This is a genomic window from Microcoleus sp. FACHB-672 (assembly GCF_014695725.1).
Taxonomy (GTDB): domain Bacteria; phylum Cyanobacteriota; class Cyanobacteriia; order Cyanobacteriales; family Oscillatoriaceae; genus FACHB-68.
In genome coordinates, this window is sequence record NZ_JACJOU010000031.1 from 194,075 (window position 1) to 210,108 (window position 16,034).

The window sequence follows — 16,034 nt, forward strand, 5'->3', positions numbered from 1 at the left end:
GGGTGCATCCCAGATTTACAAAATATTGTCCGGGGGAGCATCTTGCTCCCTAAAATAAAGGCAAGCGGGCAAGATGCCCGCACTAAAAATTTCCAATGTAGGTGCAGTGTGTCGTTAGGGATAAGCAGATAGATCTATTTAATGACTCACCGGCAAGCCGAGTTGCATCACTTCCACACATTCACCGGCAGAAATCAATTTTTTACCCACCGGCACGACTGCTAATCCGGTTGTTTGGGCTAAATTAATTAAATTTCCTGAGCTGTGGCTGCCACCGGCAAGCTGAAATCTGTACACACCATCAATTAAATGCAGTTGCCCCCAGAGGTAACTTTCCCGCTTACCATCTGATCGCAAGTCATATTGGGTTCGCGCTGGCAAAAACACTGGCTGCCAACCTTTATATAACCCCGCTAACTTTTTCACTGCCGGCTCGACGAAGCGCCAAAATGTAACTAAGCTGGAAACGGGATTTCCCGGCAAACCGAAGTACAAAACTGATTGCTGAGTGGAAGAAGGCGGAAATGTGGCAACCGTTAAAGGTTTACCGGGTTTGATGGCAACTGAGGTGACGTGAATTTTGGCTCCCGAAGTTGCCAAAATTTCATCAACATAATCATAATCGCCCACGGAAACGCCGCCGGTGGAGAGAACCACGTCAGCAGTCGCGACGGCTTTAGCAATGGTCTCTTTCAGCGCCTCTGGTTCATCCGGCACAATCCCTAACAGCACCGGCACTGCACCGGCTGCTGTCACGGCTGCGGCTAAAGCATACTGATTGGAGTCTACAATCTGCCCCGGTTGCAGCGGTCGCTCAGGCGTGACGAGTTCGTTGCCGGTGGAGATAATCGCCACACGGGGACGCCGGTATACTTTCATTTGAGTACACTGAGCAGCTGCGAGTACAGCTATTTCCGGTGCCTGAATTGCAATCCCCGCCGGCAGCAGTGGGTTGCCGGCTTTGTAGAATGAGCCTTGGTGGCGCACAAACGCGCCCGATTCTGCCGGCTCGGCTAGTATAACCACGCGATCGCCCTCGCGCCGCGTTACTTCCTGGATTACCACCGTATCTGCACCCTCTGGCATCATTGAGCCGGTGAGGATACGGGCGGCTTGTCCTGGTTTAATCACGACTTGGGGTTTATAACCGGCTGGAATCTCTTCTACAATTTCTAGCTGTACGGGTTGCTGGGCGTTGGTGCCGGCAACATCTTTATAGCGCACCGCATAGCCATCCATTGCCGAGTTATCCCAGTGAGGAAAATCTAGCCGGCTCATCACCGGCACTGCTAGGATGCGCGAGTGGGCTGAGAGCAAGTCCACAACCTCAACGTCCTGGTGGTGATCGAGAGGTTCAACCAAATCTAAAATGATTGACTCTGCTTCTTTAACCGGCAACATAGCCATTTTCCCTGTTTCCAAACCTGTGCGTCCGTTTCAACCCTCAAGTGAGACTTGAACGTGAAAAATTAAGAACGAAGAATATTTTCACTTCTCGCGCTTAATTCTTCTTTTTCAATTGTCCCCCGCACCGGCAGTTCTGCTTCACGTTTCATCCCGTTTTTCTTCGGGATTGGGGGGAGTTTCGCCAATTCCCAGCTGCTTTTTAGATTTTTTCAGTTGACGCCAAAGCCGCTTAATGTCTTCATAAGCTTGTTCTGGAGAAATTTTGCCACCTGTTTCTAAAGCGCAGATAATCGTTACTTTTTGCGCGAATTCCTGTAAATTCGCGTCAAATGCCAAGTTTTCGGGCGTAAACTTGCCATAGAAGCGGCTGCGCGGCGATAAAAAATCAGAGGGTTCTGCCATAGGTCTATCCACCTTTTGTAAAATTTTGTATCTGGGCTATATTGCAATTAGATAACTGCTGCGCTGACTCGTTGCCGGTTGAAGTTGTGAGTGCCGACGATTGCCATTGGATCGAAGTGAATAGCAATGACGCTTCTGTTACATCATTGTAACGATTCTCCGTTTTTAATCTATTCTTAATCCAAGCTTAACCGGCAGGCTATGAATTGCAACCGGCACTTTGACATAAAACTAAAGCTCCAACAGTTTTGCGTTAAAGTTGCGGGCAATGGGAAAGCCCCATTCCTTGTGAAATTTCTAATAAAGTTTGGTTTGAAGCCAAGATGAACCTCTAAAATTTAAAATCTAAAATAGTCGTAAAACAGTTTCACCGTCTGTTTAATCTAAACAGATCGGGAGAACCCTTTCCCATTGCCCTAAAAACAGAGAGTCCTGATGCAAACAAATACCGAACTCAACGAGAATCAAGATGTGGAAACCGATACCCTTGAAGAGGAGACATCGCTAACGCCTGATCGCTATCAGCAGAAGATGCAGCGACGCAAAGAAGTGCAGGAAGAGCGGCTGGCGGCACGAACCCAAGAAAAAGGCTTGATTGTCGTGCACACCGGCAATGGGAAAGGCAAAACCACAGCAGCGCTGGGAATGGTGCTGCGCTCGCTGGGACATGGCTATCGGGTGGCAATTGTACAATTTATTAAAGGTGCCTGGGAGCCAGCGGAAAAGGTTGTGTTTAGCCGGTGGGCGGATCAGCTAGAGTTTCACGCCCTAGGAGAAGGATTCACCTGGGAAACCCAAGACCGGCAGCGTGATATTGAAAAAGCCCAGCACGCTTGGCAGACGGGTTTGGAATTTATCCGCAATCCTGAATTTAAGCTGGTGCTGCTTGATGAAATTAATGTAGCCCTCAAACTCGGTTATCTAAGCGTTGAAGAAGTGCTGGCCGGTTTAACGCAAAAGCCGGCAGACTCTCACGTGATTCTCACTGGCAGAGGCGCACCGGCTGCCCTTATTGACCAAGCAGACCTCGTAACTGAAATGACTTTAATTAAGCATCCCTTCCGTGAGCAAAACGTTAAAGCGCAACCCGGCATTGAGTTTTAAGTTTTAAATAACCACTAAGAACAGTAGAAATTGCTTTACTGGTTCCAGACTTGCTGTTGATAGGTTTCTGTACAGGTACTAAGGATGCGCCGATCGTTGGCACTGAAGCTGCCGATCGGGTGCAAATTCCGAAGTGGGACAGAATAGGGATAAGTTGTTCGTTCGTAGCTATTAACAATGGTTACGTCTAAGCGTTGTGACTGAGCACTGCCGAATACGCAGTCAAAAGAAGAACTCGGCATATAAAAAGCCCCGATCAGTCGGCCACGTCGCACTTCAAATACCATATAGGCTTTCCCCACCTGTTCGGGTTCTGGATCTTCGCCAAACAGGTAAACTCCATCGGCTAAAAGCTGGCTCTCAGTTCCCATGAAGGTATCTGAGGACGGTAATTCATCTGTGGGATGAAACTTGTGTACCGACTGCGGCGCAGTCACTTTTGTCCCAACAGCCTCAGCACAATCAGCAGTTGCCGATAATTCAACCGTCATGGGACGAAACTTATGCGCCGGCTGCGGTGCAGTCACTTTTGTCCCAACAGTCTCTAGCTCACAGTCAGTGGTTTTCGGCAATTCACTAATCGAACGAAACTTGTGTGCCGGCTGCGGCGCAGTCACTTCAGTCCCAACAGCCCCTAGGGTGCAGGAAGCAGTTACGGTAGCAAATATGCTTTTCGCTACGAATCCCAAAGCTTGGGTTCGCTTCGCTTGCGGCCTAGAGAAACTGTTCAGCATTTGAAAGCTCGATGAAAGGAAGTGGACAAATCTGTTGCACACCCTGATTGTCCCCCTAGAGGTTTCAACAATTAATCCCAGATGAGAATCCAGGTACAGCAATAGCTGTTTACATAACCTTCAAATCGGTTACTTTCAATTTCTGAAGACAGTTACAAATGTTCATAAAAAATATGGCGGAAAAATATTTCCGCCACACATCGCATATAAAAAGTGAAAAAGAGGGGAGGGAAAATTCTTAAATTCCCCCTCCCCTCTTATCTAGCCTGTAGTCTTAGCTAGCCAAATACTCGCGTACATTGGCCTGCCGGCGGCGTAGCTGCGCTAAAGCTTGGTGTTCAAGCTGGCGCACTCGCTCCCGACTGAGACTGAGTTGCTCACCCACTTTTGCCAGGGACAACTCGCGGCCATCCTTCAAACCGAAGCGCAAGCTGATAACTTCCCGCTGTTGCGGAGTTAATTCTGCCAGCAGCGTCTCCAAGTCCTGGCGCAGCAATTCCTGCGTGGTGTAAATTTCGGGAGAAGCGGCTTCATCCTCCAGCAAGTCTTGCAGTTCCGTGTCGTGGTTGTCTCCAACGCGGATATCTAAAGACACTGGGTGACGAGCCATTGTCAGATATTCGCGGATCTGAGCCGGCTCTAAATCAAGAGCTTGACCAATTTCAGCCGGCGTGGCGCTGCGACCAAGCTGCTGAGTCAGTTCTCGCTGTACTTTTTTGATTTTGTTCAGCTTTTCGGTAATGTGGATGGGCAAGCGAATCGTCCGTGCTTGCTGTGCGATCGCCCGCGTGATTGCTTGGCGAATCCACCAATAGGCATAAGTAGAGAATTTGTACCCTCGCGTAGGGTCAAACTTTTCCACGCCTCGCTCTAAACCGAGTGTGCCTTCTTGAATCAGATCCAGCAACTCCAGATTACGCTTTTGGTATTTCTTAGCGATCGCTACCACCAAACGCAAGTTGGCTTCAATCATCTTTTGCTTGGCACGCTGTCCCACCAACAGAATTCGGCTGAGTTCGGCTTCAGAAATCTCTACATGAGAAGCCCATTCTTGCTGGTTTGGTTCACGGTTCAGCTTGGCAGACAGTGCTTCTTTGGCTTCGACAAAAACCATCATTTGCTGCACTTGCTTACCCAAGACAATTTCTTCCTCGTGGGTTAACAGTGGCACCCGCCCGATCTCGTGCAGATAGGTTCGTACGATATCAGCCGGTGCAGATGGCCGTGCGCCCATATAAGTGGGGTTGGCGTTCATGGTACGGTTTTTTGCAGTGGGCATGGGTGACTCGTGACTCCCTAACGTATAACAAACTATTATTCACCTGCCTGCTCTAATGGGCAGGAACTCGCGCTTTAGTCGGTTGCAGCTTCTATAAGCTCTCTCGTTTAGGGCTAGCGATCGGCACGAACCTAGGGCCAACCCCCCTGGCAACAGACCATAAATACTGACAGTATCTTTAAGTCGAACTCGGTATGAGTTTACTTTTTTCTATGTTAATCCAATTGTAGACTCCCGTAAATACCCCACGGTTCTTTCTCAAGTCTGATATTCTCAAGCTTTCCCAAAATTTAAGAAACAACGATCTCGCCGACCTCTTCTTTACCTGAGACTTATTTCCACTCAACGCAAAACCCCCTTATTTCTATGATGAACGAGCGATTGTGAACTGGGTAAGGAGGGGAGAGTGCGATCACCGAACCTTTACAGGCAGGAAATAGGGTGATAACCATACGGTTACTTTGCTTAGTTAATTTCAGTCGGCATACCCAGGAATTCGTTTGCTGAGCTTGCTTGCAAAGGATAGTTATTGTAGGACAACCGACTGCTACGCCGAATGCTTTTACAAATTCGTTTTTAGACTGCTACCAGTAATTGAACAGATTCCTCTGCATTAATTGCAGATATGTCGCTTATAAAAAGCGAAAAAACAGATTAATTCTGTGCAGAATTTCCCATCATGACGGCAACAAATTCCTGCCCTCTCTTCTGCCATGCCCCATTAAGGATTATCAACAGAAGTTGACACGGCAGGGATAGTCAGCTTTTGACGGGTGGAAATGGGTGTGCCGGTGCCAATTTGAGCAAAAGCGAGTTGGCTGCCTCTTTGCGACCCGATTTCGACATCTGTAAATACGACTGTTGATAGATGGGTGACTGGATCGATATAACTTGAGAAAAAGTTGCCACTCGCTTCGGAGGTGCCAATTTTTAGCTTAAAGTTTCCGGGTAGTTTTCTGCCAATGGGTAAGCCGGTTATTTGGCCAGAAACTTTTCCGTCTATGGGTTCATTGAAGGTTAATTTTAACGCGGGGATATTTTCTTCTAAAATAACAGCCCCAGGAATAAACGCCGGCTGTCCGCTTTCAAAGGCTCCAATATCGGGTGCCGCACCCGCAAAGCCATCGGTGAAGGGTGCTAGAATTTGGCCGGCATCAATCGCAGAAGACGTGCCTTGTAGTTGATAATCTCGAGCTGCCGGCGCGATATATTTCGGATCGGTTTCAGCAGCAACAATGTTGTTTTCAAATATGATATCAGCTCTCGGTTTGGTTCTGCTCAATTCTGAATAAACATTGTTTTTGAGAACAGTGCCGGCAAATGTGTTGCCGGTGGGTTGGAACCAGATTGAATCATCAAAAGTATTGTTGTAGATGTTGTTAAAGATTGCCGGATCATTGATGCCAGAACTTCTAGGTCTTAAAGCGAGTCCTTCTGAAGAGGCTTCCCAAACAACATTGTGATGCACATTAAAATTGTAAGATTCATCCAGATAAATTCCGGGGCCACCATAGTAGCTCAAATCGTAATTTAACAAAGATTTGATATCGTGAACGGCGTTATAAGCGATTTGACTGCCTTTTCCATCTGTTTTAAAGGCGAGAATTCCACCATTATCAGAAAGTTGCAAGCCGCCGTTATAAGCTTCGTTATACATGACACTGACGTTATCCAGATCACGAAGATTAATTAGGGGTGTTGCGCCATTGTTAAACAAGGTATTATTGACGATCTGAGTTTGGGTGCCGGCGGCAACAATGGGTGCAGCATCTAAGCCGGCATAAGCGGTATCGTGAATAACAGAATTGGAGATTTTAGTGCCAATACTATTTTTGTCGATTCTGACGCCGCTATCATAGCTATAGGCAATGTGGCTATTGCGAATTTCGTGATAATTTCCAGCCAGTTTGATACTGGGGGTGCCAACAAGATATAAACCCGGAATAACTTGAGAGTGCGAACCATACTTCACATCAATTTTGTCTAAAAGGATGTGGCTGCTACTTTGGTTCGTATTGATATTTGCCCCAAAAATATCAATGCCTTCAACGGTGATATGGGATTTATCTCTCAGTTCAAAAGCCGTAATTCTTGCTTTGGCTTCAACGGTAGAAACTGCCGGATCTCCGCTGTTGGGTGCCCACAGATACAAGGTAGTCGAGTTGGGATCATAAAACCACTCCTTAGCTGTATCTAAAGCCGAGTAGCTGCCCCATAGATAAAAGTAGTTAGATTCTTGAGGTTTATAAAATTCAGCCGCGCCCCACTTAAAGTCAAAATTGATTGTACCCGGTGCGGAACTGGTGACATCTCCTGTTTGAGGGTGCCAATTTAAGCCAGGAACAAAATTAATTTTCGCGTCATTCCAGAAGTTAGCCGGCTGCGTTAAATCTGAATCTGTATAAGTGCCGGTGATTATCGCATCTCTAGAGGCATTCGGATTATTAACAGTTCCCGTATCTGAAACGGCATTATCTAACCGAGTTACTTCAGCGGGATTTTTATCAATATTTGGCCATCGGGCTTCTACCATCATTTGCCCATTCACAAAAATTTGGTTATTGCCTTCACCCAAATCCCCATTCATGGGCGCTTTGTAAATATTTCCTTCATGTAAATTCCAATTGGTTACTAAGTCTGCCCCACTGACGATTACTTCTTCATCTTTGTAGGGTTTAAAGGTAATGGGTTGATCAGCAGTTCCCGAATTAGCGGGAGTAATTTTTTCTCGATAGGTGCCGGCTCTAATGTAAACGGTATCTCCAGCTTGAGCAACGGTGGCAGCTTTTTGAATTGTTTGGAAAGGTTCTTCAGGAGTGCCGGAATTTTCGTCGGAACCGGCAGGCGAGACATAATAACCAGGCGGGAATACTTCAGGAAGTGGTTTGGGTGTAAAAATGAAATCATTCGGGCTAATTTGGTCTGCGTCAATGCCCTTTAATACGGCTAAATACTCGCCAGTGAGTTTGTCCTCAATAAGAATATTGGGAAGGTTTTCTACTGTATTTTGAACGATGTTGAGATCTTCAAAGGTCAGGGGTTCGATTAACTTAATTAAATCTTCGTTGTTGACAAAATCTGTGATAAAATCAGCATTGGCAACAGCAGGGCCGCCGGTTCCCTGACCAATCACAAAAACGTCACTTCCCAAACCACCGGCAATTGTATCTGCACCAAGATTGCCGGCAATCGTATCATTGCCAAGATCGCCGGATAAACTATCGTCGCCGGCATCGCCATTTAAACTATCTTCCCCTTGCCCTCCTTGTAATGTATCGTTTCCTTCACCGCCAAGTAAATTATCTGCCTCTACATTGCCATTTAAATAATCGTTACCGGCATCACCGAAAAGACTATCACTTCCTTCATTGCCGATAACCGTATCATCTCCCAATTCGCCATAGCTGAGATCATGACCCAGATCGCCATAAACTTGGTCATTATCTTGGCCGGCTTGCAGGGTATCATTCCCTGTACCCCCGTGGAGAATATCATCTCCTTGATTGCCATAGATGTAGTCATTTTCCTGATTTCCATTAATATAATCATTAGCTCCCAATCCCAGGATCACATCACCACCTGGAATCCCTAAAATTAAGTCTCTTTGGCTTGAGGCTTCTAAAAAATCAGCATTTTTCGTCAGATAATAAGCCGCATCAAACCCACCGCTAGGACTGCGTCTTTCACTCAACCCATGCAGCGAGAAATGTTCCCAACCAGAACTATAAACACCCCCGTCAACCGCTGCTTTGACATCAATATTTTGTCCTAAGTAATAGGTTTCGTCGTAAATCGAAGAAAAGGCCGCAAGTTCTGGAGAAGTCATTAGAGATGCACCTCAAATTTTCTGAAAAATTCTAACTTTAAATTGGTGTAAACTTATTCCGCCTCTCCGGCCAAATCGAGAGTCGATAGAAAATTTTTCTAACTGCTGTGACTAATGGATGAAAGCTAACGTTCCCTGAGCAACAAATTGTTACATTTATCAATGTTTCAAAATCAAAAATTCCTTACCTTTATAAACGATAATTTCTGAGCTAACAACCGAGTTTATACTGAGGCTTTTTAATTTAAAATTGGGCTCTTGAGGAATTAAACGAGCCTACCAAGCGCGGCTATTCCCAAGATAAAATTGGGATCTTAGTTTGAACTTTAAGCAATGAAAAGACCCCTTGCCAGTTCGTTCCCTATGATTAACACTTGCCTCTGAAATCTTAGAGCTTTAGAGATAATTACCTAATTTTCAAAGCCTTTAATACGCAAAGAAAAAGGCTTTTACCAGAAAAGCCTGAGTCGATTATGGACGAATCCAGCAACCTGACCCTAACTTTGGTAGAGTAGATGCAAAATTTCAAGTTTTAAAAGGGTCAAGCCTTTCAGAGCAGTTTGATATTTGTAGAGTAGTAGATGCAACCCTGAATGGGTTATCTGTTAAGGATCATAGCCTGAGTGTGACACAGTCAGGACTGGAACCTCAATCGAGATAACGCGCTTATTCTACCATAAAATTTATATCTAGCATCTAACAAAATTAATATTAAACTCACCATCTTTGGGAAGAGAATGCCTAAACTGTTAAAGCAGGGTAACCGCATCTAAAAGAGAGCGCTCAAGAGTGTAAGATAGAGAGTTTGCCACCTCCCCCATGCCTCCTATTATCTAATCGAGGGAGCTTGTCTGCCGGCCTGGAGCAATACTTTGGTGAGATTGCTGACCCAAGAGTCGAGTGCACCGGCGCTCATCAATTGCTCGACATCCTTGCTATCGCCTTGTTTGGGGTGCCCGCAGGGGCAGATAGCTCGGTGGCAATCGAAACCTATGGCAATGCCAAACGCGCCTGGTTGGAGACATAGCAAATTTTGGATAGGTCTTTATGGAGAAAACTGGTTGATCGCTTTCTACTCCTGCCAGTTATAGGTCGAGGAAATGCTTAATTATATGTCCAACAAAAAATCATTTTATCAACGAGGCTTACGAGCTATAACTCTGATTCAGCAACCACGTTAGCTCTGTTGTCGCCTCCTGAAGAAGTTCCCCCATACTGATGTACTACTTGCCCCAAAACTCTTGCCAATCCTTCCACATCACTGTTGAACTCGCTTAAGCCGTACCCATGTAAACTGTGGTAATCATAGTGCGTTCGTACTATGCTTACCACAGACAAAAAATCGACTGAAGCCCTCGCTACATCAAAGTTTCATCGATTGTACCCAGTAAGGAGCGACTGAAAACAGGCTCAAAGTCGCTTGAGGCAACAGTTTTGCGCTTTTGGCAGGGGGGAACTTCAGTTTAATCCGAGTCCAAGCACTGAAAAGTAAGCTATTTGCAGTTTAATTCGAGCCTGATTTACTCGTTTGCAAGCCCAAGCCTTCTTGGAAAGCAAGCCACTACAGCTATTCCAAACGAGCCAAAGCTACTGTGGTTAGACGCTTACGAGAGTTATGAGAATTAGACCAACGATAACCAATGGCTTGACCAGCTTCATCTGCAACTAGGATAATATTCCCAGTTCCAAGGCCAGTTGCTTCTGTTTGATAGCGAGAGTCACTTTGCCCGTGGGGAATAGCAGTTGAATCAATAATAGGGACAATAATTTCATTAGAGCGGGTGGGATGCTGTCGAATAGTACCCCCAACGATCATCATGTGTCCTGTATTATCGGACTCTATATTGGCAGGCTTGAGCCATGCGATAATATCTCCAGGTGCAAGATCAGTAACTTGTTCAAGCGGTTTCCAGTGACCTTCTACCTCTCCTGGTGGTAAGGATGTGATAAATCTAACGAAATGCTTAGCGAGGGGGCGACGAACACTTGCCTCTTGGAGAGAATCGAGCGCTTCCGGGACACTGTAGGTGAGTGCGTATTTCAGGAAGCCTGAACAGTCATAGCGAAATTGACCAATTGCTTCATCAACTTGAGTTTTATGTGAATAAGTAGTTGTTCTTATAAGGTTAAGTTCGCGGTTTGCTTCATCTAGCAAAGCTGCGGCTGCTTGGCTACGCGGCATTGAGTGGAATGAATTAACTGGCTCAACTACCTCTAACTCTCGTCTGTTGTCAGTTCTATCTTGAATTGCTGCCTCTCTACCTGCCGATACTGGTTCGCTTGCTCCTAAAATTTGGGGCAAGTGAGAGAAGGACGTCACTTTACGAGAAAAGGGTTCTCCATGAACTACCAGATGAACTAGAAGGGTAGTTATAGCTATAAATAGCCATCCTTTCATACTGTTGTAACCTCATAACATAAGCTCCAGGTGAGAGATAGCTTTCGCTATTTATCGCGATCAGAGATAAGTTGTGAAAAGGGGGCATAGCTTTGCCCTACGCATGGGATTCTTCCTGCACCCCGTTCAAGTTCTAAAAAGTATCGCTATAGCTCTTCTAGAGCATATGAAAATCCAAATTCATCTTTTTCAAATCTCGCTTTGAGCTGGTAGGAAGTTTTTTTAACCCTCCCTTACTGTTGTAACAAATCTAGGGGAGACGGATTGTCGAGATTGACCAATGTCTCAGCTCCTGGTAAGAACTCTTTGCGTAAAGTTAATTCTCCTGTTCCAGTTACTTTGGCATAGTTATAAAGCAGACTGAAGGGTGTACCTGGAGGCTGCCACCTAATAATACGAATATTATCGAAGTCTGCTGTTGCCTCGCCTTGCTTGGGAGCTTGCAGCCTCAAATAGAGTCCAAGTGCAACTGTGTTGCGTGGTACCGTCACATTAAGACGAAAAGGTGTCCATGTATTGTCTTGTGTGACGATTAGCGGTTTCATCTGCTTTGCCTGGGATTTTCCCCTGGTCTGGGAGTACCAGCTGATTTGTAAGCTAGACTGTACATCCTTACGAGAGCGCATCATTCCGACGATCGATAGTTCTGAACCGGGTTCAACTAGAATTCGATGGATAGGCGACAAAATAACATCAGATTCATTAAATCCCTTTCGCTGAAGACGTACTCCTCCTTTACCTTCATAGGCATATTTAGCGTCTTCTAATTTGTCAACGCCTGTAAATGCCCAAAGTGCTTTGCCTTGGTGTTGTTCATCTGCAATCTCATCTTCAAACCCGCCGACCCACAACAGATCTCGGCCTAACCTCAAACTGCCGGTTCCAGAAAAGTTGGTTACCCACCATCCCTGATCCATCCGGAAAATACTATCTTTACTAGCTTTAATTGGCAGCGTGACATTGCGATGGACTCTACGATCATTCACGTCAATTTCCATTGCGCCATCTGCAACTAAGAAGGGGCCGAGATCGCGTCCTGCCGCACCTCTAGCCACAAAATCAGCGAGCTCGCCCGTGACGCCTTTCGGTAAGTAACCATCTATCATCAGCGGTTCAGTGTAAGCTTGCACGACTTTGCCATTTCGTAGATGAACCGCTAATAAGTAAGACTCAAACGTCGGCCATACAGTTTGATCAAAAAGAAAGTTGCCTAACGTCCAGGCCACAAGCGATGAACTATCCCAATTGAAGCCACTCACTACATGAGGGTGATGATTGATGACCAATGTCGCGCCAGCCTCACGAGCTGCAATTGTCAGCCGGCGTAAATTCTCACTTGGTGTGTGCTGGTACTCGTTGCCGCCGTGAATCATGAAGACTACAGTTTTATACCTTGCTTGGGCTGACCTAATTGAATTGCGAATTTGATTCTCATCGCAACTTGCCGCTCCCCCTTTGGGCTGAGCATCTAACACAACATAAGTCTCTGGGTGTTCTGCACCAGAAATGGTTGTACAGCCAAGAAATGCGATCACTTGCCCACGTATGTTAACCACTGCCGGCGTCCAAGCTTGCTGCTCAGTTGAACCGGCACCAAAGTACCCTGCCCCCGATTGGAAACCTGCTTGATTAAGAGCCTCTTGTGTATCCTGAATTCCCTGCTCTAGCACATCATAGAGATGGTTATTAGCAAGACCTATCACATCGATACCAACATGACGTAGAGCTTGAGCAGCCATAGGGGCACTGGCAAAGACATAGTCTTTAGTCTGATGGAAGTGTGGAGGGCGGCGGAGCTTAGGGTTAAGATAAGGCTGGCTAGTCAGGGGAGATTCCAGATTACTGATAGTGAGGTCTGCGTTCTCCAAGAGGGGCTGAACATATTGAAGTAGTGCCTTGTGTTCATCAATTCCGCTGTTGGGCTGTAGTAGACCATCACGGGTGTTGCCATCTTCATTGGGATCGTAGAAGCGGCGTCCCAACATGACATCCCCGGTAAAATGCAGGGCAATGGTTTGACCATCATTAGGCGTTAAGCGTATAAGCACGGTTGCACTAGGGTCTGCTGCTCTCGTCCGTGAAATAAAGCTAGTATGTTTAACTGTGACCCATTGCGGATCGGCTTGTGCGAGTGCAAGCTGGAACCAACCATTTGAGTCAGTCTTGGTTTGCCCAGATGATATTCTGACTAATGCTCCAATGACAGGCTCTCCATCCAGGCTAACAACACGACCCTTAATTACCTCTTTCGGCTGTGATGAGACAGTTGAAGTTAATTTACATCCAGAACACAAGAGTGCAATTGATAATATTGCGATACAGAGTTGACGCATACTAAAAAGTGGGCAAACTACTTGAGCCAAAAGGCTAATCGATTAAATAAATTTGTCTGTTTAGGAATGCTGAGAATTACAGGCATTCCGCTAGCTGCCATCAGTTGATTATTGTTTTCGGGGGATAGGTTACTAAGGGTTAATTGTACATAGACCGATTTACTCTTTGAATCTTTGGTTTGCGTGACTCCAATTAAATTGGGTGGTGAAGTGGCTGGGTCAATCTTAGTAATATGAGCTTGATACTCTTCATTGATAGTAGGAATGAGAACTGTAGCAGGTTTGCCAATGCTAATTTGATCGGCTTGATCTTTGGTTAAATAAGCATCAATAGTGGGCGGTACTTGTTCTCGTTGCCATACCATGACTGTTTCGCGGGGTCTCACTGGATTACCCGATGCCTTAGTTACTCTCACGACTGACCCTGGAATTGGAGCTTTATACACTACAGAGAAAGAATTACGAGAAAATAAGGTTTTATCTTGCGAAGGCTGTAGCAGATATTGGCGTTGAGGTTCAGAGATTTGCAGTTCTTGCACTCGTTGATTTAGCAATTGTTCTGAAGCACGAACTTTTTGTGATACTATCTGCACAAGTTGACGTTGTTTTTCAACTTCAACTGTAAAGCGGGGTAAGTCACTAATTAGGTTCTCGCCATCGTAAAAGTTTCCCTTTTGTGCAGATTCAACTGAAATTTGAGCAACTGTATATTGAGATTGGGCTTTTCTGAGCTTAGCTTCTACATCAGCAAACCTAGATTGAGTAGATTCAAATGCTTGTTGGCTCACGGCTCCTTCTTGAACGAGGCTGGCAAATCTTTCTAAATCTTTTTTTGCTATTTGATGTTGTTCGGTTTGGGCTGCAACTTCGGCACGAGCAGAATCAAGTTCAGTTTGACTAATTTTTTGATAAGATTGCTGCTTTTCAATCTCTTGTTGGTTGAGTAATTCAGCTTTCCTTAAATTAGCCTGAGCTTCAGCTAACTCTACCCGACTCGACTGAATCTCCCGATTCAGAGCATCTATATCTCTTTCCGCTAACTCATCATTTTTGATGCTGAATAAGGGCTGTCCGGGCTTTACATTCATACCCTCATAAACGTAAAACTCATCTAAAATTCCCTGTTCTTTAACAATTACAGATTCAACTGGAGAAACTACAGGCCCGGTAGGTTTAGCGACGACTGCTGATTTTATCTGCAAGTTCGTTAATGAATCATAAACTGCTTGTAAGCTAAAATATCCCAAAACACCCCCAATTACTACATAGATGCCGGTGTAGAGTACGCGCTTTGATCGCAAACGTGGCCATGCAGAATCAGAATCTTGAGAACGTTGAGAGCTACTAAAGCTAGGTTCAGGAAGCTGATTAGGCTGATTTAGAAGCGTGATTTTTCCTTTGTGTATCTGGTCAATCGTATCCTGTAGTAAATCTTTTTCCAGCTTTGTGAGATTGAGAAACTGCGCTCCGAATTTGTCTCTACGAGCAGATAACCAAATCACCTCAATTAAAGTAGTGATTTGAATATTAGTGAATTCCTTACCACCTTTGTTCAGATTAAGTTGTAACTGGAGTGGCAAGCAATCACCAGTCTTCACATCTTGATCGAAACCAACGATTTTGAACCCATTTGTACTCCAGTTTTCAACTTTATACTGGCGTTCTTCAATGAGTACCAAAGCAGGTTCATTGGTACGCTCATGTTGCCTCTTTTCTTCAACTCTTTTGTTCATTGTTAACTCGCTTTTTTATTGCAAAATTTTAGTTGCTAGAGGGGCTAAATAAGCTGATACCGTATTAGCTACAAAAAGAGCAATTAATGCGGTTAGTAGATTCAAAGTCATGTAATTTATAACTTTTTTGTTTGCATACAAAATACTATCATTCACATACGACATCATGGCAATAATTACAAAAAGATTGCCACCTTGAAAGGGCAGTATATCAAAACCAAGATTTATAAACAGAAACTCTGTAGTCCAGACAAACAAAGTACTGAAGAACTATGCCACAACATAGCGTTTTAATCTTATCAACAACGTAAGTTGACAAATGGTTTGGACAACTAAATAGACGGTAATACAACCAATCAAAAAAAGTATAGCGCTTATTGGTTTCACGAATAGAGCTGCCGCTACAGGTGCTACCATATAACCACCTGAACGGATATCTTTGAACCGATATATTAAATAGCTTACACCTAAAGCAACATAAAATTGGAATAAATGATTAATGAATTTTCAAAATCTCCTTGCTAGGGTAATAAACTCTCAGTGTGTCAAAATCTATATTAAATAAGGATGCACCTATCGAGTAGATTCCTATAAGAATAACAAACGTAATTAAAGTAGTATAGCGTTTCTCGAATAACAGAGGTACAACAGTAATGGGGAGCTGTTGAGGGTGTAAAGATGAAAGCCTACTCACTGGACTTGCGGGAAAAAATAATCCAAGTGTATGAGAATGAAGAAATATCGCAACGGGAATTGGCGAAACGATTTTGTGTAGCCAAAAGCTTCATTCAAAAGTTAATAAAACAGTAGAGAGAAAG

10 protein-coding genes and 2 pseudogenes are annotated in these 16,034 nt (G+C 44.8%); 2 read left to right on the forward strand and 10 right to left on the reverse strand.

Going from position 1 to position 16,034, the window contains the following annotated elements:
• Positions 1 to 138: 138 nt before the first annotated feature.
• Both glp and H6F56_RS22715 read right to left on the reverse strand, forming a co-directional pair.
• Positions 139 to 1,401 carry a gephyrin-like molybdotransferase Glp gene (gene glp / locus H6F56_RS22710; RefSeq protein WP_190673298.1) on the reverse strand — a complete coding sequence of 421 codons (1,263 nt, stop codon included), beginning with the start codon at positions 1,399 to 1,401 and terminating at the stop codon, positions 139 to 141.
• 144 nt (positions 1,402 to 1,545) lie between these two features.
• Positions 1,546 to 1,809, reverse strand: a complete 264-nt coding sequence (locus H6F56_RS22715; protein WP_190673226.1) for a hypothetical protein — start codon at positions 1,807 to 1,809, stop codon at positions 1,546 to 1,548.
• 435 nt (positions 1,810 to 2,244) lie between these two features.
• On the opposite strand from H6F56_RS22715, the gene cobO reads away from it, so the two are divergent.
• Positions 2,245 to 2,913 (forward strand): cob(I)yrinic acid a,c-diamide adenosyltransferase, encoded by a 669-nt coding sequence (cobO, locus tag H6F56_RS22720; RefSeq protein WP_190673229.1) that lies wholly within the window; start codon positions 2,245 to 2,247, stop codon positions 2,911 to 2,913.
• A gap of 35 nt (positions 2,914 to 2,948) precedes the next feature.
• Here the strand turns inward: cobO and H6F56_RS22725 are convergent, their stop codons facing one another.
• From H6F56_RS22725 to H6F56_RS22735, 3 genes are all read right to left on the reverse strand, one after another.
• Entirely contained in the window at positions 2,949 to 3,647 is a 699-nt protein-coding gene (locus H6F56_RS22725; protein WP_190673233.1) for a hypothetical protein, read from the reverse strand.
• 274 nt (positions 3,648 to 3,921) lie between these two features.
• Positions 3,922 to 4,926, reverse strand: coding sequence for an RNA polymerase sigma factor, RpoD/SigA family (locus H6F56_RS22730; RefSeq protein ID WP_190673235.1), 1,005 nt, complete (start codon positions 4,924 to 4,926; stop codon positions 3,922 to 3,924).
• 721 nt (positions 4,927 to 5,647) lie between these two features.
• The gene (locus H6F56_RS22735; protein ID WP_190673238.1) at positions 5,648 to 8,752 is read right to left on the reverse strand and encodes a right-handed parallel beta-helix repeat-containing protein; all 3,105 of its coding nucleotides are present in this window, start codon (positions 8,750 to 8,752) and stop codon (positions 5,648 to 5,650) included.
• 819 nt (positions 8,753 to 9,571) lie between these two features.
• Here H6F56_RS22735 and H6F56_RS22740 point away from each other — a divergent pair.
• Positions 9,572 to 9,776 (forward strand): annotated as a pseudogene (locus H6F56_RS22740) (transposase family protein); the annotation flags it as partial.
• Between the two features lie 128 nt (positions 9,777 to 9,904).
• Here the strand turns inward: H6F56_RS22740 and H6F56_RS22745 are convergent.
• The 5 genes and pseudogenes from H6F56_RS22745 to H6F56_RS22760 form a co-directional block, all read right to left on the reverse strand.
• A complete protein-coding gene (locus tag H6F56_RS22745) occupies positions 9,905 to 10,084 on the reverse strand; it encodes a hypothetical protein (protein WP_190673240.1) in 180 nt (59 codons plus the stop codon).
• Between the two features lie 235 nt (positions 10,085 to 10,319).
• The gene (locus tag H6F56_RS22750) at positions 10,320 to 11,150 is read right to left on the reverse strand and encodes a hypothetical protein (protein ID WP_190673243.1); all 831 of its coding nucleotides are present in this window, start codon (positions 11,148 to 11,150) and stop codon (positions 10,320 to 10,322) included.
• A gap of 233 nt (positions 11,151 to 11,383) precedes the next feature.
• Positions 11,384 to 13,198 (reverse strand): CapA family protein, encoded by a 1,815-nt coding sequence (locus tag H6F56_RS22755; protein ID WP_190673247.1) that lies wholly within the window; start codon positions 13,196 to 13,198, stop codon positions 11,384 to 11,386.
• A gap of 30 nt (positions 13,199 to 13,228) precedes the next feature.
• Positions 13,229 to 13,483 (reverse strand): annotated as a pseudogene (locus H6F56_RS27400) (carboxypeptidase-like regulatory domain-containing protein); the annotation flags it as partial.
• A gap of 17 nt (positions 13,484 to 13,500) precedes the next feature.
• A complete protein-coding gene (locus H6F56_RS22760; RefSeq protein ID WP_190673250.1) occupies positions 13,501 to 15,216 on the reverse strand; it encodes an HlyD family secretion protein in 1,716 nt (571 codons plus the stop codon).
• Between the last annotated feature and the right edge of the window lie 818 nt (positions 15,217 to 16,034).

Excerpts from the sequence above, each read along its gene's own strand:
- cobO (WP_190673229.1), top strand. The coding sequence starts at position 2,245 with ATGCAAACAAATACCGAACTCAACGAGAATCAAGATGTGGAAACCGAT.
- H6F56_RS22725 (WP_190673233.1), bottom strand. The coding sequence starts at position 3,647 with ATGCTGAACAGTTTCTCTAGGCCGCAAGCGAAGCGAACCCAAGCTTTG.
- H6F56_RS22730 (WP_190673235.1), bottom strand. The coding sequence starts at position 4,926 with ATGCCCACTGCAAAAAACCGTACCATGAACGCCAACCCCACTTATATG.
- H6F56_RS22750 (WP_190673243.1), bottom strand. The coding sequence starts at position 11,150 with ATGAAAGGATGGCTATTTATAGCTATAACTACCCTTCTAGTTCATCTG.
- H6F56_RS22735 (WP_190673238.1), bottom strand. The coding sequence starts at position 8,752 with ATGACTTCTCCAGAACTTGCGGCCTTTTCTTCGATTTACGACGAAACC.
- glp (WP_190673298.1), bottom strand. The coding sequence starts at position 1,401 with ATGTTGCCGGTTAAAGAAGCAGAGTCAATCATTTTAGATTTGGTTGAA.
- H6F56_RS22760 (WP_190673250.1), bottom strand. The coding sequence starts at position 15,216 with ATGAACAAAAGAGTTGAAGAAAAGAGGCAACATGAGCGTACCAATGAA.
- H6F56_RS22715 (WP_190673226.1), bottom strand. The coding sequence starts at position 1,809 with ATGGCAGAACCCTCTGATTTTTTATCGCCGCGCAGCCGCTTCTATGGC.